This is a genomic window from Oerskovia sp. USHLN155 (assembly GCF_037145535.1).
Taxonomy (GTDB): Bacteria; Actinomycetota; Actinomycetes; order Actinomycetales; family Cellulomonadaceae; genus Oerskovia; species Oerskovia rustica.
Genome location: NZ_JBBCXG010000006.1, coordinates 186,849 through 207,449, shown reverse-complemented (window position 1 = coordinate 207,449; position 20,601 = coordinate 186,849). Strand labels below are relative to the sequence as shown.

Sequence of the window (20,601 nt, the reverse complement as noted above, 5' to 3'; positions counted from 1 at the left end):
CTCTCCCCGCGCGGGGAGAGGGGCTCGGTGCTGTCCGCATCGCAGGCGCTCGCGGGCTCAGGCCGACAGCGGCGCGTTCCCGGAGGTGAGGATCACGAGCTGCTGGGTCGCGCGGGTCATCGCGACGTAGCGGTCGACCGCGCCCGCGATGCTGTCGTCGCCCTCGCCGAACGACGCGGGGTCGACCAGGACCACGAGGTCGAACTCGAGCCCTTTCGCGAGCACCGGGGTCAGGGACCGCACGCGCTCGGTCGCCCGGAACGTGGGGTCCCCGACCACGCACGCGACGCCCTGGTGCTCCGCGAGCCAGGTCTCGAGGACGGTCCCCAGGTCCCCGGGGGCGCCGTGCAGGACCGGGGCGTGGCCGCTGCGGACCGACGTCGGCACGTTGGCGTCCGGAAGCGCGGCCCGGATGACCGGCTCGGCCTCGGCCATGACCTCCTGCGGCGTCCGGTAGTTGATGGTGAGCGACGCCACGTCGACGTGCGACAGGCCCACGCGTTCGAGCCGCTCGCGCCAGGACTCGGTGAACCCGTGCCGTGCCTGCGCGCGGTCGCCGACGACCGTGAGGCTGCGCGACGGGCAGCGCAGCAGCAGCATCTGCCACTCGGCGTCCGTGAGCTCCTGCGCCTCGTCCACCACGACGTGCGCGAACGGCCCCGCGAGCCTGTCGGGTGCCACGCCCGGCAGGGACGCGCCGTCGACCAGGGCGTCGCGCAGGTCCTGGCCGCGCAGCATCGACATGACCCGCAGCTCCGAGTCGTCGGTCTCGACGAGGTGGTCGACGACGTTGCTCATCTCCTCGCGCTCCGCCGCGACCTGCGCCGCGTGCTGCCGACGGCGACGCGACGCCTCGGGGTCGCCGAGCCGCTGCCGCGCCGCGTCCAGGAGGGGTAGGTCCGAGACCGTCCAGGCCTGCGGCTCGTCGCGCTGCAACGTCCGGACCTCGTCCGGCGTGAGCCAGGGCGCGCACATCCTCAGGTAGGCGGGCACGTCCCACAGGTCCCCGACGAGGTCGGTCGGTTCGAGGAGCGGCCAGGCCTTGTTGAGGGTCTTCGCCAGGTCGCGGTGGGTCACCAGGGAGCGGCGCACGAGGTCGAGCGGCAGCTCGTCGTCGTCCTGCGCGTCACCGAGCCTGTCCATCAGGATCTCGATCAGCGCCTCCCAGACCACGTCGCGTGCCTCGTTGTGGGGCGTGCCGGGGTCGGGGGCTTCGAACGCCTCGGCCCAGTCGTCGGCGCTGAGCCAGAGGTCGAGCCACGGGGTCTCGACGGTCGTGCCCGTCCGGGGAGGACGTTCGTACAGGCGCACCGCGGGCTCGATCGCCCCGACCATCCGGGCCGAGGCCTTGAGGCGGGCCACGGCCGGCTCTGCCTCGACGGTGGCCTTCGCCCCCTCGGGGACGAGGTCCCGCAGGGTGCACGTCTGCACCCCCTCCTCGCCCAGGCTCGGCAGGACGTCCTCGACGTAGTCCAGGTACGGCTGGTGCGGCCCGACGACGAGCACCCCTCCCCGGTGCTGACCGACGTGCGGGTCCGCGTACAGCAGGTAGGCCGCGCGGTGCAGGGCCGCCACGGTCTTGCCCGTTCCCGGCCCGCCGTCGACCACGAGGGCGCCGTCCGAACCCGCGCGGATGATGGCGTCCTGGTCAGCCTGGATGGTGCCCAGCACGTCGCGCATCCGCGGGGTCCGCTCGGCTCCCAGGCTCGCGATGAAGGCAGACTGGTCGTCGAGGCTCACGTGGGACGCGAGGCCCGCGGCCGTGCCGTCGGTCGTGAAGACCTCGTCCCAGTAGTCGCTGATACGGCCCTGCGTCCAACGGTACCGGCGGCGGCTCGCGAGCCCCAGGGGGTGGGCGCTCGTGGCGCTGAAGAACGGTGCGGCGGTGGGGGAGCGCCAGTCGACCAGGAGGCGCCGCCCGGCGCGGTCGGTGAGGCCCAGGCGCCCGACGTACACGGGCTCGGAGCCGTCCGCGGCGACCATGCGGCCCAGGCACAGGTCCACGCCGTAGCGGCGCAGCGTCCTGAGCCGGGACGAGAGGCGGTGGATCTCCTGGTCGCGCTCCAGGGCGAGCGTCCCGCTGCCGCCGGGGGACCTGCGGGCCGCGTCGAGGCGCGCGGAGACGTCCGCGACCGTCTCGTCGAGGGTGGCGGCGATGGCCGCGAGGTGCTGCTCGTCGCGGTCGACGAGGGCCGGGTCGGCCTTGGGGGAGAGGCGGGGTGGGAGGGCGAACACGCTCGTGCTCGAGGGGGTCATGGCTGTGGCTCGTTCCGTCGTTCTGGCCTCGGGCCGACCATCCTGCGCCACCACGGGGGCCTTGCCGCAAGCCCCCCGGTGCGCTATAGATTGAGAGTGGCGGGAGGTCCGAGGACCTGCCCGCCACTCTCGTGCTCCGTGAGCGTTCACCCGGAGCGCTCACCCGGAGCGCTCACCTGTCGCGCGGTCGGTCAGCCGCCCACGTACGCCGCGAGGTGCTCGCCCGTGAGGGTCGAGCGGTCCGCGACGAGGTCCGCGGGGGTGCCCTCGAAGACGACGCGCCCGCCGTCGTGCCCGGCGCCCGGACCGAGGTCGATGATCCAGTCCGCGTGCGCCATGACGGCCTGGTGGTGCTCGATCACGATGACCGACCGGCCCGCCTCGACGAGCCGGTCGAGGAGCCCGAGAAGCTGTTCGACGTCGGCCAGGTGCAGGCCCGTGGTCGGCTCGTCGAGGACGTAGACGTCGCCCTTGGCGCCCATCTGCGTCGCGAGCTTGATGCGCTGGCGCTCGCCGCCGGACAGCGTCGTGAGGGGCTGTCCCAGGCTCAGGTACCCGAGCCCGACGTCGACGAGCCGGCTCAGGATCGAGTGGGCCGCGGGGATGCGTCCGTCGCCCTCGGCGAAGAACCTCTCCGCGTCCGTCACCGACATCGCGAGCACCTCGGCGATGTCGCGCCCGCCGAGCGTGTACTCGAGCACGCTCGCCTGGAACCGCTTGCCGCCGCACTCCTCGCACGTGGTCTCGACCGTGGCCATGACGCCGAGGTCGGTGTAGATGACGCCCGCACCGTTGCAGACCGGGCACGCGCCCTCGGAGTTGGCGCTGAACAGCGCGGGCTTGACCCCGTTGGCCTTGGCGAACGCCTTGCGGATCGGGTCGAGCAGGCCCGTGTAGGTCGCGGGGTTGCTGCGCCGGGAGCCGCGGATCGCGCTCTGGTCGATCACGACGACGCCCTCGCGCCCCGCGACCGACCCGTGGACGAGCGAGCTCTTGCCCGACCCGGCCACGCCCGTCACGACGCACAGCACGCCGAGCGGCACGTCGACGTCGACGCCGCGGAGGTTGTGCTCGGTCGCGCCGCGGATCTCGAGCTGCCCGCTCGGTGGGCGCACGGTCTCCTTGAGCGTCGCGCGGTCGTCGAGGTGACGGCCCGTGGTGGTGTCGGAGGCCCGGAGGCCGTCGAGCGTGCCCTGGAAGACGATCTCGCCGCCCGCCGTGCCCGCGCCCGGGCCCAGGTCGACGACGTGGTCCGCGATCGCGATGGCCTCGGGCTTGTGCTCGACGACGAGGACCGTGTTGCCCTTGTCCCGCAGCTGGAGCAGCAGGGAGTTCATGCGCTCGATGTCGTGCGGGTGCAGACCGATGGTCGGCTCGTCGAAGACGTACGTGACGTCGGTGAGCGAGGAGCCGAGGTGGCGGATCATCTTGGTGCGCTGGGCCTCGCCGCCGGAGAGGGTCCCGGACGGTCGGTCGAGCGAGAGGTACCCCAGCCCGATCTCGGCGAACGAGTCGAGCAGGTGCTGCAGGCCCTTGAGCAGCGGGGCCATCGACGGCTCGTCGAGCCCGCGGACCCACTCCGCGAGGTCGGTGATCTGCATCTGGCACGCGTCGGCGATGCTGGTGCCCGCGATCTTCGACGACCGCGCCTCAGGGCTCAGGCGCGTCCCGTGGCACTCGGGGCACGTCTGGAACGTCACGGCCTTCTCGACGAACGCCCGGATGTGGGGCTGCATCGCGTCGACGTCCTTGGACAGGAAGGACTTCTGGATCTTGGGGATCAGGCCCTCGAACGTGACGTTGATGCCGTCGACCTTGATCTTGGTCGGTTCCTTGTAGAGCAGGTCGTGCAGCTCGCGCTGGGTGAACGTGCTGATCGGCTTGGTCGCGTCGAAGAACCCGGAGCCCCGGTAGATGCGCCCGTACCATCCGTCCATCGAGTAGCCGGGGATCGTGAGCGCGCCCTCGTCGAGGGACAGGCTGTCGTCGTAGAGCGCGGTCAGGTCGAAGTCGTTGACGTTGCCCATGCCCTCGCAGCGCGGGCACATGCCGCCGAGCTGGTGGAACGTCGCCTTCTCGGCCTGCGTCTTACCGCCCCGCTCGATCGTGATCGCGCCGCTGCCGGACACCGAGGGCACGTTGAACGAGTACGCCTGCGGCGAGCCGATCTGCGGCTGCCCGAGGCGGCTGAACAGGATGCGCAGCATCGCGTTCGCGTCGGTGACGGTCCCGACCGTCGAGCGGGGGTTGGCCCCCATGCGCTCCTGGTCGACGATGATGGCCGTCGTCAGCCCTTCGAGGTGGTCGACCTCGGGCCGCGAGAGCGAGGGCATGAAGCCCTGCAGGAACGCGCTGTACGTCTCGTTGATCATGCGCTGCGACTCGGCCGCGATCGTGCCGAACACCAGGGAGCTCTTGCCCGAGCCCGAGACCCCGGTGAAGACCGTGAGCCGGCGCTTGGGGATCTCGACGCTGACGTCCTTGAGGTTGTTCTCGCGCGCGCCCTGCACGCGGATCATGTCGTGGCTGTCGGCAAGGGGCAGTGCGGACGACTCGTCCGTCCTCGTGACCGTGCTCATGGTCTCTCCATCTGTCGGGTCGGCAGGCACGCGAGAGCCTGCGGCCGGGCATGTCGTCTCTCGTCCGTCCCAGCCTAGGGCCCGGCACTGACGGGGAACGGGACGGACGGCCACGGGTCCGTCCCGGTCACGCAGCACGGTTCAGCCCGACGGCGCCACGTCCGCGGGAGCGTCGGCGGGCCCGGGCTCGGGCTCGGCCTGAGGGAGGCCGACGACGGCCCGCCGCGTGGGCCACCAGAACGCCCGCCCTTCGAGCGCGGCGAGCGCGGGCACGAGCAGCGGCGCCATGAGGAAAGCGGCGGCGACGATCCCGACCGCGACGCCGAAACCGAGCTGCGCGAGGTTCGCGATTCCCGTGAGCATGAGCGAGGCGAACGTGCAGGCCAGGATGATCCCGGCCGCGGCCGCGGTGGGTGCGTCCTGGGTGATCGCGACGCGCGCGGCCTCGCGCGAGGTCGCACCCGCGCGGTACTCCTCGTGCATGCGCGCGGCGACGAGGATGTTGTAGTCGGTGCCGATCGCGACGACGAACAGGTACAGCACGATGGGGATCGAGAAGTCGATGCCGGCGTACCCGAGCGCGTGCAGGTAGAGCAGGACGACCGCGCCGAGGGTCGCGGTGAACGTGAGCGCGACGCACACGAGCAGGTTGACGGCGCCGAGCAGGGCGGTCAGGAGGAGTCCGAGGATGACGACGATGATGACGGCGGCGATCGGGAAGACGCGGCCGGTGTCGGCGCGGAGCTGGTCACGCACGTCGACGAACGCCGACGTCTGCCCACCGACGTAGACCTGCGCGCCGGGGACCGACCCGTGCGCGGCGTCGCGCAGCGGGCCCTCGACCGTGGCCATCGCGGCGTCGGAGTACGGGTCGTCGGCGAGCACGACGGTGACGAGGGCGGCCGTGCCGTCGGTCGTGGCCGTGGGCGGTGCGACCGACGTGACGCCCGGGACCGCGGCGAGGTTCGTCGCGAGCGTCGTCAGCGCCGTGGGGTCGAGGGGAGCGGTCCCCACGACGTAGACCTGCGTGGGGCTCAGCGCGCCGGCGGGGAAGGACGCGTCGAGCGTCGTGTAGGCCTGGCGCGAGGCCGTGTCCGCGGGGAGCTCGTCGAGCGTGTCGTACGTCGCCTGGTACCCCGAGGCGAACAGCGTGAGGACCACGAGCACGGCCCCGACGGCGAGCGCCGGGACGACGGGTCGGCGGGCCGTGAACGACCCGAGGGCCGCGAACGGGCTGCGCCGGGCGTCGCGGCCCGGGCCGAGGGGCCAGAAGAGCGCCCGGCCGAGGACCACGAAGAGCGCCGGGACGAGCGTCAGCGCCGTCACGAGCATGGCCGCGACGGCCACGATCAGCCCCGGCGCGAGGGTGCTCAGCGACTCGAGCTGCGCGAACAGCAGCGCCGCGAAGGCGCCGATCACGGTGAGCGCCGAGGAGGCGACGACCCGGCCCACGACCCCCACCGACGCCTCGAGCGCCTCGTGGTGGCTCTCGCCCCGGCGCAGGTGCTCGCGGTAGCGGAACAGGACGAACACGATGTAGTCGGTGCCGACCCCGAACAGGACCACCACGAGGATCGGCTGGAGCGTGTCGCTGACCTGGAAGTCGAGCAGGTCCGCGAGCCACGCGGTCAGGCCCGTGACGACCGAGAGCACCACACCGATCACGACGATCGGGATCACCGCGATCACGGGGCTGCGGAACACGAGGCCGAGCAGGACCACGATGAGCAGCACGGTAGCGATCGTGATGGTCCGCTCGGCCGCGGCGTAGGCCGTGGTGGTGTCGACCTGGATCGCGGCGTTGCCCGTGAGCGCGCCGGTCAGGTCGGTGCCCTGCAGGGCCGCGTCGGTCGCGGCGCGCAGCGCGGGCACGGCGTCGTCGACCGCCTCGTCGCCTGGCTGGCCGTCGAACGCGACCGACAGGGCGGCGGTCCGGCCGTCCTGCGAGAGGGACTGCGGGGTCTCCTGCACCGCGACGACCCCGGGGATCGCCTCCCCCTCGAGCGTCGTCGCGAGTCCGGCGACGGCGGTCTGGTCGTCCGCGGTGAGCGCCGCGCCGTCGGACCGGACGACGACCAGGCTGCCCGCGGCCCCCGACTGCGCGGGGAAGCTCTCGTCGCCTGCGTCCTGCGCCTCGACCGACTCGAACGACGCAGGCAGGAACGACTGCTGGTTGCCCGTCGTGTAGTCGTCCAGGTTCGGCGAGAAGACGACGACCGCGGCCGCGAGGAGCACCCAGACGCCGATCACACGCCACGGGTGAGCGATCACCGTCCGAGCGATGCTGCCGAACATGGGTGCGCCTTCCCTGGCGGTTCCCGGGTCCACGACCACTCCAGCGTGGCACCGGCGCCCGGGGGCGACAACCGGGAGCCCGGTGCAGCATCACCACCCGCCGGGTCGCGCCCGTCAGGCGCTCGCGGTCTCGTCGAGGAGGGCCGCGCGGATCGCCTCGACCCCGACCTGCACCTCGGCGAAGCTCGTCGACAGGGGCGAGAGCCCGAGCCGCAGGCCGTCGGGCCGGCGGAAGTCGGGGACGACCCCCTGCGCCCACAGGCGAGGGACCACGCGTTCGAACGCGGCGTGGTCGATCGTCACGTGGCTGCCGCGCCGCGCCGGGTCGCGGGGCGAGGCGACCCGCACCCCGAGCGGCACGAGGAGCTCGTCCACGAGGTCGAGCGCGAACCCGGTGAGCCGGACCGACTTGTCCCGCACGGCATCGGCCCCGGCGACGTTCCGCGCCTCGTCGAGCAGGTCCAGCATGTCCTGCATCGCGAGCATCCCGACGACCGCGGGCGTCCCGCTGAGGAATCGCCGCACCCCCGTGTGGGGTGCGTACTCGGGCCCCATCTCGAACGGCGCGTCGCTGCCCATCCAGCCCTGGATCGGCTGGGTCAGCGCCGCCTGGAGGTCCGCGCGCACGTACCCGAACGCGGGCGACCCGGGTCCGCCGTTGAGGTACTTGTAGGTGCAGCCTGCCGCGAGGTCCACGTCCCAGGCGTCGAGCGTGACGGGCACGGCCCCCGCGGAGTGGCACAGGTCCCACAGCACGAGCGCCCCGGCGTCGTGGGCGACGCGCGTGATCGGTTCGGCGTCGGCGAGGTACCCGGACCGGTAGGCGACGTGGCTGAGCACCACGAGCGCGGTCTCCGGCCCGACGGCGTCCGCGACCTGGTCCGTGGTCACGCCCGCGTCGGGGTCCGGGGAGAGCCAGCGCAGCGTCGCGCCCCGTTCGGCTGCGATGCCCTGGAGGACGAACCGGTCCGTGGGGAAGTTCCCGGTGTCGACCACGATCTCGGTGCGCCCCGGGCGGGCGTCGAGCGCCGCGCGCACGAGCTTGTAGAGGATCACGGTGGTCGAGTCGCCCACGAACGTCTGGCCCGGTGCCGCGCCGAGCGCTGTCTCCCCGATCCGGTCGCCGATCGCGAGCGGCAGCTCGTACCAGGACTCGTCCCAACCGCGGATGAGGCGCGAGGCCCACTGCTCGGTCGCGAAGCGCGCGAGCCGTTCGACGCTCGCGCGCGTGGGCCGCCCGAGAGAGTTGCCGTCGAGGTAGGCGACGACGTCGGCCGAGGGCACGAACTCCTCGCGGAAGCGGGTCAGCGGGTCGGCCGCGTCGAGCGCTGCGGCGCGCTCGGCAGGACCGGCCGCAGGCGCCCCCGACGGGCGGACGGGAGGGGTGGTGCTGGTCACGGGCGGCCTCCTGGGGGACGGTCTGGGCTGGTCGGGGCTGGTCACGGTGGGTGCCGGTGCGGGGTCCAGCAGGTCGTGGGGCGTGAGCACGCCCGCCCGCGCGAGCCACGCGGCGACCTGCGCGGGCGGTGTGCCCGGTTCCGGGCGGTCCCCGGGCAGGAGCGTGAGTGCGACCGTCGCCGGACCCGACGTCAGGGCGCGGAGCACACCGTCCAGGGTCAGCCCGGCGTCGAGCAGCGCCGCCAGCTCGCGCTCGTCGACCCCGACCGGCAGCGGACCGTTGCCCTGGTCGGTCCCGTAGACGGCCGCCCCACCCATGGCGACGAACCGCGTCAGGTTGTCGAGGGCCAGCGCGTACGGTTCCGTCGGGGTGCCCCAGCCATGGACGTCGAGCGTGCTGACCCAGGCCTGGGAGCGCGCCGCCGCCCGCACCAGGTCGTCCGGCAGCCGCTCGCTGAACGGGCAGTGCGCGAGCCGGTCCACGCCCTCCACGAGCGCCCGCTCGACCTGGCCCACGCCCTCGGTGTGCGCGACCACGGCCCTGCCGCGCTCGTGCGCCCGCCCCACGAGCGCGCGGAGGGTCGCGTCGTCGGGCACGGGACCCGCGCCCGTGTGCAGGGCGACCTTGACGAAGCTCGCCCCGGCCTCGACCTGCCGGTCGACCGCGGCCACGGCCTGCTCGGGGTCGGCGACCACCTCGACCGATCCTGGCGAGGCCCACGACCGGTCCGACGGGTAGCCGCCGGGAGCGGTGAGGAAGGCCCCGGCGAAGCGGACCTCGGGCAGGGCGTCGGCACGGCCGGACCGCGCGGCGAGCGCCGCCAGCACCGCAGGGTCGCCGCCCAGGTCGTCGACCGCGGCGAGGCCGCCCCGGAGCAGTGCCCCGGCGTCGACCAGCGCCAGGTGGACGTGGGCGTCGCGGAAGCCGGGCATCAGGACGCCCGCGAGGTGGCGGGTCGGGGCGGGGTCGGTGCCCACGCGCGAGCGGAACCCGCCCCGGGTGGCGACGACCGCCGTCGGGCCCGTCCATCCTGTGCCCCGCTCCCAGCGGGCGTCGACCGTGAAGGTGACCGCAGCGCGCCCGTCCGGTCCAGCGCTCACGGCCGGCCGATCTCGGTGCGCACCGCGAACAGCTCGGGGAAGAACGTCAGGTCGAGGGCCTTCTCGAGGAAGCCCACGCCGCTCGACCCGCCCGTGCCGCGCTTGGTCCCGATGATGCGCAGCACGGTCTTCATGTGGCGAAAGCGCCAGAGCTGGAAGTTGTCCTCGAGGTCGACGAGCTCCTCGCAGCTCTCGTAGGCGAGCCAGTTGCCCTCGGGGTCGTCGTAGATCGCACGGAAGGTCTCGACCAAGTCCTCGTCGAGCGTGTAGCCCTGCGTGACGTCGCGCTCGAGCACGCGGGCGGGCACGTCGTGGCCGTGCCGAGCGAGGTAGCGCAGGAACTCGTCGTAGACGCTCGGCTCGTGCAGCAGGCGCTCGAGCTCGGCGCGCGCCGCGGGCTCGGCGTCGAACACCGACAGCATGCGTGCGTTCTTGTTGCCCAGCAGGAACTCGACCGCGCGGTACTGCCACGACTGGAAGCCCGACGCGTGACCGAGGAACCCGCGGAACTGGGCGTACTCGCTCGGCGTGAGCGTCGCCAGGACGGACCACTGCTCCGTCAGCGTGCGCTGGACGTGCTTGACCCGCGCGATGCGCTTGAGCGCGGACTGGAGGTCGTCGGCCGCGATGAGGGCCCGCGCCGAGACCAGCTCGTGCAGGACGAGCTTGAGCCACAGCTCGGTCGTCTGGTGCTGCACGATGAAGAGCATCTCGTCGTGGTGTGCGGGCTCGCTGACCGGGGCCTGCGCGTCCAGCAGCGTGTCGAGGTGCAGGTACGAGCCGTACGTCATCTGCTCGCGCAGGTCGGTCACGATGTCGGGCTCGAGGGGGCGCTCGCTGCCCGGTGACGGCGTTGTCATCCCCCGAGAGTAGGTGCCGTGGGCGACGGGTGCCACGAGTCCCGTGCCGGACGGCACGTGCCCGGGGGTACGGTCGCCGGGTGGACACGACGACCGGGCGGACCAGCAGCACGCTCCTCGACGACCTTGCGCGGGACCCGGCGTCCCGCGAGGAGGTGCTGGGCCGGTTGCGCGGGGTCACGGCCCGGCCTGGGCAGGACCGGTTCGTCTCGTCGGCCGCCGAGATCGTGGCTCTTGCCGAGGCAGACCCGGAGCGTCACCTCCTGGTCGTCTCACGAGGCGGAGAGGTCGCGGCGTTGGGAGTGCTGCATCCCGGCGGCGCGCCCGGCGAGGTCGTCGCGCTGCTCGACGGGCCTGCGACCGGCGACGTCGTCCTCTTCCGCGGGTTCCTCGTGGACCGGGCGCACCAGGGGCAGGGGGTCGGCACGGCCGTGGCCGCCGCGCTGCCGGCGCTCGCGGCCCGCCTCGCCGAGCGTCTGGGACGCGAGCCGTTCGAGGTCGTCGTGCTGACCGTCAACGAGGAGAACGCCGCCGGGTTGCGTGCCTACGCGCGCGGCGGGTTCGTGGACCGCGGGCGCTACCTCGGGGGTGACGCCGGGCCGCAGCGCGTCATGGCGCACGCGCTGTAGCGGCGCGCACCCCGGGGCGCCCGGGGTGCGCGGGAAGTCGACGGGCCATGCCGGTCGTCGGGTCCAGGGCGTGCCGAGCAGGCGGTTGTCGTCGGGTGAACATGCGGCTGTCGTCGAGATCCGGCAGGACCCGAGCGGCGACCGGATGCTCGGCACCTCTGGTAGACCTGGAGGCAGCAGGTGTGGGACGTGCGTCCTACAGTGCAGGCATGCGCACGCGGGACCCCGACCGGGCACCCGAGCACGACCGGGGAGGCGCCATGACACGAGCAGTGGTGACGGGTATCGGCGCGGTGACACCGCTGTCGTCGACGGCCCCGGGGACGTGGGACGCCCTCGTACGCGGGGACCAGGGCGTCCGGGCGATCACGGACGAGTGGGCACACGACCTGCCCGTACGGATCGCAGCGCGCGTCGACGACGCGTTCGCCGAAGCGCTCGGCGTACGCCTGCTGCGCCGCACCGACCGCGCGGAGCAGCTCGCGCTCGTCGCGGGCCGCGAGGCCTGGGCCGACGCCGGGAGCCCCGACGTCGACCCCACCCGCCTGGCCGTGGTGGTCGGCTCCGCGAACGGCGGCATCGCGACGACCCTCGCCCAGAGCCGTCTCTTCGACGCCCACGGCCACCGCCAGGTCTCCCCGCACGCCGTGACCATGCTCATGGCCAACGGCCCCGCGGCCTGGCTGTCGATCGACCTGGGCGCACGGGCCGGCGCCCGGGCCCCGGTCAGCGCGTGCGCCGCGGGCAGCGAGGCCATCGCCACGGGACGCGAGATGATCCTCGCCGGGACCGCCGACGTCGTCGTGTGCGGGGGAGTCGAGGCAGGGGTCCAGGCGTTCTCCCTCGCGGCCTTCGCCCAGGCGCGGGCCATGTCGACGCGCAACGACGAGCCCGAGCGCGCCTCGCGCCCGTTCGACGCCGCGCGGGACGGGTTCGTCATGGGCGAGGGGTCCGCGATCCTCGTCCTGGAGAACGAGGAGCACGCCCGGGCGCGCGGCGCCCGCGTCGTGGGCGTGGTCTCGGGGGCCGCGCTGACCTCGGACGCCTACGACATCGTGGGCGGCGACCCCCAGAACCAGGCGCGCACCGTGACGCTCGCGCTGCGCTCCGCCGGGCTGTCGCCCGGCGACCTGGGGCTCGTCCACGCCCACGCGACCTCGACCCCCGTGGGCGACCGCAACGAGGCCGACGCGCTGCGCTCGGCCCTGCCCGACCCGCCGCCCGTGACCTCGACCAAGGGCGCGACCGGGCACCTGCTCGGGGCCTCGGGATCGCTCGGCGTCGTCGTCGCGCTGCTCGCGCTGCGCGACGGCGTGGTGCCGCCCACGCTCAACGTCGACGACCTGGACCCCGCGATCGACCTCGACGTGGTGCGCGGGACCTCCCGCGCGACGACGGCGCGGCACGCGCTGGTCGACGCGTTCGGCTTCGGCGGGCACAGCGTGAGCGTCGTGCTCTCGCGCGACTGAGGACACCGGGCAGCCGACGAGCCCGCACCGAGCGGGGCGCTCGGCGCGGACCCGGGGCGGGATCAGCCCCGGCGCGCCTTCCGCGTCGTGCCGCGACGCGGCTGCGGCCGCTGCCCGCCGACCCGCGCGGGGACAGCGTGTCCGGTGGGCTCGCCGGCCTCGGCCGTCGCAGGACGGGACGCCCGCGCCACGTCCTGGTCGCCCGACGGCACGAGGCGACCGGTCACGAGCTGCTGCCCGAGCCCCCACACCGACGACGTCGCCCAGTACAGGACCACGCCCACGGGGAAGCCCACGGCCACGACCGCGGAGACCGCGGGCAGCACGAACGCGAACGTGCCCTGCTGCCGGGCCAGGGGGCTCGTGGGGTCGACCGGGTTGGCGCGCGCGCTCAGCCGCTGGGTCAGGACCTGCGCGGCGTACATCACGACGATCAGCACGGCGGGCACCAGGACGCCGACCAGGCCACCGGCCGCAGCGCCGCCCGTGAACGCCCCGGCCAGCGTCCCCGACAAAGGGGCGCCGAGGAGCGTCGCGGCGTCCGCCTCGCGGACCAGGTCACCGGTCAGCGCCCCGACGGGCACCTGGCGGCCGATCCCCGAGAGAACCGAGTACAGCGCGAACAGGACCGGCGCCTGCACGAGCATCGGCAGGCAGCCCGCGAGCGGGTTGGCACCTGTGCGTGCCATGAGCTCCTGCTGCTCGCGGCGGGCCGCGTCCCGGCTCGCCGGGTCGCTCTTGCCCCGGTACTTCTCCTGGATCCGGCGGATCTCGGGCGAGGCCAGGCGCATCGCCCGCATCCCCCTGACCTGCACGACGACGAGCGGGACGAGCACGAGCCTGACGATCACGACCAGGCCGACGATCGAGAGGCTCCACGCGGCACCCCCGGCAGGGTCGAGGCCGAGCGCGGTCAGCGCCGAGTGGAGACGGACGAGGATCCAGGCGACCACCAGCTGGATCGGGTGGACGAGCGTGGACAGGGCATGGGTGAGGGCATCGACGACGGGCACGGTGGACTCCTGCGGGTGGAGGGGAGGGGGAGCGTGGAGCTCCCGCGCCAGCTCCGCAGGGACCGGTAGGACCCCCGGGCCGACGACGGCTCGGGGGAGTGCTGGAGGTTCAGGCGGTGCGCGGGAGCGGGCTCGCTCCCGGCGCTCGCGGCTGGGGCCGTCCGGGGGTCGTGGGGCTGTGCTGGCGCACGGGTGCCGGCAGCGGCACGGGCTCGGGACCGACGGGCACCGCGAGCAGCAGCAGGACCGCGACCGCGACGCACGCGAGCGCGACGCCGAGCGCCCCGGCGGTGGCGGCGAGCGTCGCGGCACCGAGCAGGGAGAGCACGCCGCCCAGGGACGACGAACCGAACGACTGCCCGACGGCGAGCGCCAGCACCGCCAGGAGCGGCACCAGGGCCACGGCACGGGCCGAGGACGTCGAGGTCAGCCGGTCGTAGCGCTCGCGCAGCGAGGTGGCGCCCCGCACGACATGCTGTGTCCGCACGATCCCCACCTCCTGCGCTCCTGTCGTCGGTCCTTCGTCCAGCCCAGGGTAGCGCCACGCCCGGGGTGCGCGGGGCCCGCTCGACGCCCGCGTGCTGCCCGCGGGGCCCCCGGGGTCGAGGCACAGGGGAGAATGGCCCCGTGGACCCGGACCCGATCGCCCGCCTGCTCGCCTCGCCGCCCGATCTCCCGGTCCGCCATCACCTGGCCGAGCTCACCGACGCCGTCCGCGACCGGGGCGTCGCCGTGCTCCAGGCACCTCCCGGCACGGGCAAGACGACCCTCGTCCCGCCGGCGCTCGCGGCTGCACGGCCTGCGGGGCGTGTCATCGTGACCCAGCCGCGCCGGATCGCGGCCCGGGCTGCGGCGCGCCGCCTCGCGCACCTGCTCGGTGAGCCCGTCGGACGCACGGTGGGCTTCTCGGTGCGCGGCGAGTCCCGGACGGGGCCCGAGACACGCATCGAGATCGTCACGACCGGCGTCCTGCTGCGCCGCCTCCAGCGCGACCCGGAGCTGGCCGGGGTCGGCGTCGTCGTGCTCGACGAGGTCCACGAGCGTCACCTCGACGCCGACCTGACCCTCGCGCTGCTGGTCGACGTCCGGACCGCCCTGCGTCCAGACCTGGCCCTCGTCGCGATGTCCGCGACGATCGAGGCCGAGCGCACCGCGAGCCTCCTGGGCGACGAGACCCCTGCCCCGGTCGTGGTCGCGGACGGCAGCCTGTTCCCCGTCGAGGAGGTGTGGGCGCCGTCGCCCGGGCCGCGGCTCGACGAGCGTGGCGTGCCACGCGCGTTCCTCGACCACGTCGCGGCGACCGCACGCCGGGCGCTGGCCGAGCAGGCCGGCGACGTGCTGGTCTTCGTGCCCGGCGCGGGCGAGGTCGACGGCGTCGCTCGCCGCCTGGCCGGCGTGGAGGCAGACGTCCGCCCCCTGCACGGGCGGCTGCCCACGCGCGAGCAGGACCTGGCCCTGACGCCCGGGCCGCGCCGCAGGGTCGTGGTCTCCACGGCCGTCGCCGAGTCCTCGCTCACCGTGCCCGGGGTGCGGGTGGTCGTCGACGCGGGCCTGTCCCGGGAGCCGCGCACCGACCACCGGCGCGGCCTCGCGGGTCTCGTGACGGTCCGCGTGAGCCGTGCGGCGGCCGAGCAGCGCGTCGGGCGCGCGGGACGCGAGGGGCCGGGGGCGGTGTACCGCTGCTGGTCGCCGGGCGAGCACGCCCAGCTCGTCGCGCACCCGACGCCCGAGATCCTCACTGCCGACCTCGTCGCGTTCGCGCTCGAGCTCGCGTGCTGGGGGAGCCCGGACGGAACGGGGCTCGCGCTCCTCGACTCCCCGCCCGCGGCCGCGATGACGGTCGCGCACGCGACGCTCGAGGCGCTCGGCGCGGTCCACCCGGACGGCACGGTCACCCCGCGGGGACGCGAGATCGCCCGCGTCCCGGCCGACCCCCGGCTCGCGCGCGCCCTCCTGGACGCGGGCGACGTCGTCGGGCCGCGGCTCGCTGCCGAGGTGGTCGCCCTCCTGTCCGACGACGTGCGCGCGCCCGGGGCGGACCTCGTCGCGGCCCTGCGGGACGCCCGGCGGGGTGGTCCGGCGAGCGGGTCGTGGCGCGCGCAGGCCGAGCGGCTCCAGGGGCTCGTCGCCGCGCCAGGGCGGAGCCGCCGGGAGGACCTGAGCCTGGACCTCGCGGTCGGGCTCGTCGTCGCGCTCGCGCACCCGGACCGGGTCGCGCGGAGGCGGCCGAACGGGACCACGTACCTCATGACGTCGGGCACGGGGGCCGCGCTGCCGCCGGGCTCCCCGCTCGCGGGCTACGACTGGCTCGCCGTCGCGGACGCCGACCGCGGCGCCGGCAGGCGTGACGCGACGATCCGGTCGGCCGCACCCGTCGACGAGGACCTCGCGTACGAGGCCGCGTCCTCAGCCCTGCGCGAGGACGAGACCGTCACGTGGTCGGACGGGCGCATCCAGGCGCGGCGCACGACGCGGCTCGGCGCGATCGAGATCGCCTCGCAGAAGGTCGCCGACCCGCCCCCCGACCAGGTCGTGGCGGCGCTACGGACCGGGCTCGAGCGCGAGGGCCTCGACGTCCTGCCCTGGCGCGAGCCCGCGCGCGAGCTGCGGCACCGCCTTGCGTTCCTGCACCGGGCCCTGGGCGACCCGTGGCCCGACGTGTCCGACGAGGCCCTGCTCACGGGCCTCGACGCGTGGCTCGGGCCCGACCTCGCCAAGGTCCGCAAGGCTGCCGACCTCCAGCGCCTCGACGTGACCAACGCCCTGCGGCGCCTGCTGCCGTGGCCCGCCGCAGGCAGGCTCGACGAGCTCGCCCCCGTGCGCGTCGACCTGCCCGGGGGCCGCAGCGCCCGCCTCGACTACACCGGGGACCAGCCCGTGCTCGCCGTCAAGGTCCAGGACGCGTTCGGGTGGCGTGCCACGCCCCGGGTCGCCGACGGACGCGTGCCCGTGCTGCTGCACCTGCTGTCCCCGGCCAGGCGGCCTGCGGCGATCACCGCGGACCTCGAGTCGTTCTGGGGCACGGGGTACGCGCAGGTGCGCGCCGAGCTGCGCCGCCGCTACCCCAAGCACGACTGGCCCGAGGACCCCACGGCCTGACGTCGACCCGTGCGGGCCGACGTGCCCGGAGTAGGCTGAGAACGCGCCTGCCCGAGGAGGGGACCATGTCCAGTCCCAGCGGACCCAGACCCGTCGGCAACGTGCTCTGGCTCGCGCTCGGCGCGTTCGTCCTCGCGGCCGTGCTGATCGCGACCGGCGCCCCCGTCCTGCCGTTCCTGCTCCTCGTGCTGGCCGTGATGTGGGGCACGGTCGGCCTGACGCGCTACCTGCGTGCGCGGCACGGCTCCCCACCCGGCCACGTCCCGCCCGGCCGGGCACAGCCCCGCTGACCCTCTCCGCCGACACCCGCCGACACCCGCCGACACCTAGGAGTGCACCGTGGCGCTGCTGACCTGCACCGGCATCATGTCCCTCGACGGCTACGTCGCCGACGCCTCGGGCTCGTTCGAGTGGAGCGCCCCCGACGAGGAGGTGCACACGTTCGTCGACGACCTCGAACGTTCCGTCGGGACGTTCCTCCTGGGACGCCGGGTCTACGAGGTCATGCGCGTCTGGGACGACCCCGCCATGCTCGACGACGAGTCGCCCGCCGTCCGTGACTACGCGCGCATCTGGCGCGACGTGGACAAGGTCGTGTACTCGACCACGCTCGACGACCCGGGCGTCCCGCGCACGCGCGTCGAGCGGACCTTCGACCCTGCCGCCGCCCGCACCCTCGTCGACCGCGCCGAGCGGGAGGTCGGCATCGCCGGCCCGACCCTGGCGGCGCAGGCGCTCGCGGCGGGGATCGTCGACGAGCTGCGCGCCTTCGTGCACCCCGTGCTCGTGGGCGGCGGGACGTCCTTCTACCCCGCGGGCGCCCGGCTCGACCTCGAGCTCCTCGACGAGCGCCGCTTCACGGGCGGCGTGGTCTACACGAGATACCGCGTGGCGCGCTGAGCCGTCGCCCTGCGCCCGGGCCACGCCCGGACACGGCCGCGCCGTGGGCCTCGTCACGTCGCGCGACTCCACCGGGCCGCTCCTGCGTCGCCCTGAGAAGGTGGGGCCATGCGCGCACACTCCGAGCCCCGGACCGAGCGACCCCACGACCTGGAGGACCTGCAGCACCGCATCGCGAGCATGGACACCCAGGAGGTCGTCGACGAGCTCGGGCGCCTGGGCGACCAGCGGCGCGCGGTCGCGTTCCGCCTGCTGCCCAAGGGGCGCGCGGTCGAGGTCTTCGAGGACCTCGACCCGGCGATCCAGGCGGAGCTCGTCGAGGCGTTGCGGTCCGAGGCGACCGCGGAGATCTTCGCGGCCCTCGACCCGGACGACCGGGCGTCGCTGCTCGACGAGCTGCCCGCGGGCGTCGCGGCCCGGCTCCTGGGCGGTCTGGGTCCCGACGAGCGGGCCCTGACGACCGCGCTGCTCGGATATCCCGAGGACAGCGCGGGCCGGCGCATGTCGCCCCGGGTGGCCTCGGTGCGGCGTGGCACGACCGTCGCGGGGGCCCTCGACGCGCTGCGCCGGGCGGGTGACGACGTCGAGACGATCTACACCGTGCCGGTCCTCGGTGCCGGGCGGGTCGTCGAGGGGGTGGTGTCGCTGCGCCGGCTGCTGGTGAGCGACCCGGACACCCTGGTCGAGGACGTCATGTCCCCGGCGGTGACGGTCGAGGCGACGGACGACCAGGAGCATGCGGCCAACGTCGTGCGCGACGGCGGGTACGTCGCGGTGCCCGTGGTCGACCACGAGCGCCGCCTCCTGGGCGTCCTGACGGTCGACGACGCGATGCGCATCCTCGAGGCCGAGGACGACGAGGACTCGGCTCGCGTGGGTGGCTCGGAGCCGCTGCGCCGCCCGTACCTGACCGTCTCGGTCCTGGGGCTGGTGCGGGCGCGCGTGGTCTGGCTCCTGCTGCTGATCGTCGCGGCGAGCCTCACGGTCGGGGTGCAGAGCTACTTCGAGGCCGAGCTCGACGCGGTCGTGGCGCTCGCGCTGTTCATCCCGCTGCTCATCGGCACGGGCGGGAACGCGGGGTCGCAGGCCGCGACGACCGTGGTCCGCGCCCTGGCGGTGGGCGACATCCGCCGCGGAGACCTGCTGCGCGTCGTGGGGCGCGAGATGCTCACGGGGCTCCTGCTCGGGACGGTGCTCGCCGCGGTCGGCTTCGGTCCGGCGGCGTGGGTCGCGGGTGTGTCGATCGCGCAGGTGCTCGCGATCACGGTCGTGGGCGTGTGCGTGCTCGCGACGACGGTCGGGTCGAGCATCCCGATCCTGGCGCGCCGCGTGGGCATCGACCCGGCGATCGTCGCGGCGCCGTTCATCTCGACGTTCGTCGACACCCTGGGGCTGGTCATCTACTTCTCGGTCGCGAAGGTGGTCCTGGGCATCTGAGAAGCGCTCGGGCCGTGCGACCGCACGGGCGGGCGCTCAGTCCTGCGGGGGCCGCGCGCCGCGGACCTGCGCGGAGCGGCGGCGCGCACCGACGACGCTCAGGGACATCGCGGCCAGGACGGCGAGGGACGCGATCACCCAGCCGTAGGCCGGGACCTCGGGCGTCGTGCCCGCACCCGGCGGGGTCGGGCTCCCGGAGGGCGTCGCCGGGCCCGACGGCGTCGCGCCCGTCTCCTGCGCGGCCGCGACCCGCGTGTCGGTCGCGTCACCCGTCCCGTCCGCCGGGTCGGCCCCTGTCTCGGTCCCGGCACTCTCGGCGCCGGTGGCGTCGGGAGCCGCAGGCGAGGGCGCAGAGGCGGGCGGCGGGTCGAGTGCGAGCGCCGCCGTCGTCGCCGGCCCCACGACGCCGTCCGTGGCCAGACCTCGTGCGCCCTGGAACGCGAGGACCGCGGCGGCGGTCGCGGGGCCGTACGCGCCGTCGCCGGCGACGTCCTGGCCGTGGAGGCGCAGGCGTTCCTGGAGGGTCAGGACCTCGGGGCCCGACGCGCCGGGCACGAGGCCGACGGGGGAGCGCGGGCGGTCTGCCGCCGACCTGCCCGTCTTGTCCGTCTCGCCCGCCGTGTCCGAGGCGCCCGGCGGTCGGGTCGACCGGTCGGGGCCCGCCTCGGCGGGAGCCTGCGCAGGAGGAGGCGGGGCCGCGCCGGGGTAGGCCGCGAACACCTCGGCGACGTACGCGCCCCCGGCGGCGTCGGTCGCGTACCCGACGCCGAGCGACGTGAACGCCGAGGACAGGACGTTGGCCCGGTGCCCCGAGGACCCCATGAGGCTCGCGTGCAGCCCGGACGGCGACGGGTCGCTCGACCAGGCGACGTTCTCGCCCCAGGTGGACCACCCGCCCGGGATCTGCGCGCCGGTCGACGGGTTGTGGCTCATCGAGCCGTTCGCCGCCATCCGCTCGGCCCACGCCTGGGCGACGCCCGCGAGCCCGGCGTCGTGCGCCAGGGGCGCGAGACCCGCGGACGAGCGCGCGCCGTTCACGAGACCCGCCACGTCCCCGGCCCCCGAGGCGCGAGCCGGGGCGCTCGTGCCCAGGCCCACCGGCACCGTCAGGACGACGGTCGTGAGCGCGACGAGGAACGTGGTCAACCGGCGTGCGCGCACGGGACCTCCCGGGTGGTCGGGCAAGGACGGGTCGGGTCCACTGTGCCGTCACCCGGCTGATCGTGCGCGCGGACGGCGCCTCGACCGTCTCCGGTGCGGTGCCCGGCCAGGCCCTCAGCCCCGCGGCTCCGGAGCGACCCGGGTCGCCTTCCACTCCCGGTACTGCTCGCGCAGGCACACGGCGCACGGCCGGTACCCGGCGGCGACCGCGGTCTCCTCGTCGGCGAAGAACACGCGGTGGGCCACGTAGCCCCCACGGGCGATCGCCCGTGCGGCGCCGGGACAGTCGAGCCGGCCGTAGACCCGGGAACGCCGGTGCCCGCCGAGCGTCCCGGGAACGGGGCTGAGGGTCGGCACACGGTCGGGCCCGAGCAGTCGGTAGAGCTTCGGTCTCGCGCTCATGA

Annotated in this window: 15 protein-coding genes; 6 read left to right on the top strand and 9 right to left on the bottom strand. The window is 74.8% G+C overall.

The window, feature by feature from the left end:
• Positions 1 to 57: 57 nt before the first annotated feature.
• The 5 genes from helR to kynA form a co-directional block, all read right to left on the bottom strand.
• Complete coding sequence (gene helR / locus WFH32_RS10550; RefSeq protein ID WP_336707333.1) at positions 58 to 2,256, bottom strand: RNA polymerase recycling motor ATPase HelR; 2,199 nt, start codon at positions 2,254 to 2,256, stop codon at positions 58 to 60.
• A gap of 191 nt (positions 2,257 to 2,447) precedes the next feature.
• On the bottom strand, positions 2,448 to 4,835 hold the full coding sequence (locus WFH32_RS10545; RefSeq protein WP_336707332.1) for an excinuclease ABC subunit UvrA: 2,388 nt from the start codon (positions 4,833 to 4,835) through the stop codon (positions 2,448 to 2,450).
• A 141-nt stretch (positions 4,836 to 4,976) separates the two neighbouring features.
• A complete protein-coding gene (locus WFH32_RS10540; protein ID WP_336707330.1) occupies positions 4,977 to 7,130 on the bottom strand; it encodes an MMPL family transporter in 2,154 nt (717 codons plus the stop codon).
• Positions 7,131 to 7,244: 114 nt separating this feature from the next.
• Positions 7,245 to 8,528, bottom strand: a complete 1,284-nt coding sequence (locus WFH32_RS10535) for a kynureninase (RefSeq protein ID WP_442946328.1) — start codon at positions 8,526 to 8,528, stop codon at positions 7,245 to 7,247.
• A 1,097-nt stretch (positions 8,529 to 9,625) separates the two neighbouring features.
• A complete protein-coding gene (gene kynA / locus WFH32_RS10530) occupies positions 9,626 to 10,489 on the bottom strand; it encodes a tryptophan 2,3-dioxygenase (RefSeq protein WP_191796921.1) in 864 nt (287 codons plus the stop codon).
• Positions 10,490 to 10,569: 80 nt separating this feature from the next.
• On the opposite strand from kynA, the gene WFH32_RS10525 reads away from it, so the two are divergent.
• Both WFH32_RS10525 and WFH32_RS10520 read left to right on the top strand, forming a co-directional pair.
• On the top strand, positions 10,570 to 11,118 hold the full coding sequence (locus WFH32_RS10525) for a GNAT family N-acetyltransferase (protein ID WP_318244192.1): 549 nt from the start codon (positions 10,570 to 10,572) through the stop codon (positions 11,116 to 11,118).
• A gap of 209 nt (positions 11,119 to 11,327) precedes the next feature.
• A complete protein-coding gene (locus tag WFH32_RS10520) occupies positions 11,328 to 12,587 on the top strand; it encodes a beta-ketoacyl-[acyl-carrier-protein] synthase family protein (protein WP_225228287.1) in 1,260 nt (419 codons plus the stop codon).
• Between the two features lie 62 nt (positions 12,588 to 12,649).
• Here WFH32_RS10520 and yidC read toward each other — a convergent pair whose 3' ends face one another.
• Both yidC and WFH32_RS10510 read right to left on the bottom strand, forming a co-directional pair.
• The gene (gene yidC / locus WFH32_RS10515; protein ID WP_336707326.1) at positions 12,650 to 13,600 is read right to left on the bottom strand and encodes a membrane protein insertase YidC; all 951 of its coding nucleotides are present in this window, start codon (positions 13,598 to 13,600) and stop codon (positions 12,650 to 12,652) included.
• 109 nt (positions 13,601 to 13,709) lie between these two features.
• A complete protein-coding gene (locus WFH32_RS10510; protein WP_191796919.1) occupies positions 13,710 to 14,087 on the bottom strand; it encodes a hypothetical protein in 378 nt (125 codons plus the stop codon).
• A 140-nt stretch (positions 14,088 to 14,227) separates the two neighbouring features.
• On the opposite strand from WFH32_RS10510, the gene hrpB reads away from it, so the two are divergent.
• The 4 genes from hrpB (at position 14,228) to mgtE (ending at position 19,036) form a co-directional block, all read left to right on the top strand.
• Positions 14,228 to 16,699 carry an ATP-dependent helicase HrpB gene (hrpB, locus tag WFH32_RS10505; protein ID WP_336707324.1) on the top strand — a complete coding sequence of 824 codons (2,472 nt, stop codon included), beginning with the start codon at positions 14,228 to 14,230 and terminating at the stop codon, positions 16,697 to 16,699.
• Between the two features lie 65 nt (positions 16,700 to 16,764).
• Positions 16,765 to 16,989 (top strand): hypothetical protein, encoded by a 225-nt coding sequence (locus tag WFH32_RS10500; RefSeq protein ID WP_191796918.1) that lies wholly within the window; start codon positions 16,765 to 16,767, stop codon positions 16,987 to 16,989.
• A gap of 49 nt (positions 16,990 to 17,038) precedes the next feature.
• On the top strand, positions 17,039 to 17,599 hold the full coding sequence (locus WFH32_RS10495) for a dihydrofolate reductase family protein (protein ID WP_191796917.1): 561 nt from the start codon (positions 17,039 to 17,041) through the stop codon (positions 17,597 to 17,599).
• 108 nt (positions 17,600 to 17,707) lie between these two features.
• Positions 17,708 to 19,036 carry a magnesium transporter gene (gene mgtE, locus WFH32_RS10490; RefSeq protein ID WP_336707322.1) on the top strand — a complete coding sequence of 443 codons (1,329 nt, stop codon included), beginning with the start codon at positions 17,708 to 17,710 and terminating at the stop codon, positions 19,034 to 19,036.
• A gap of 36 nt (positions 19,037 to 19,072) precedes the next feature.
• Here the strand turns inward: mgtE and WFH32_RS10485 are convergent, their stop codons facing one another.
• Both WFH32_RS10485 and WFH32_RS10480 read right to left on the bottom strand, forming a co-directional pair.
• Positions 19,073 to 20,197, bottom strand: a complete 1,125-nt coding sequence (locus tag WFH32_RS10485) for a CAP domain-containing protein (RefSeq protein ID WP_336707321.1) — start codon at positions 20,195 to 20,197, stop codon at positions 19,073 to 19,075.
• Between the two features lie 114 nt (positions 20,198 to 20,311).
• Positions 20,312 to 20,599, bottom strand: a complete 288-nt coding sequence (locus tag WFH32_RS10480) for an Ada metal-binding domain-containing protein (RefSeq protein WP_191796914.1) — start codon at positions 20,597 to 20,599, stop codon at positions 20,312 to 20,314.
• Positions 20,600 to 20,601 lie beyond the last annotated feature (2 nt).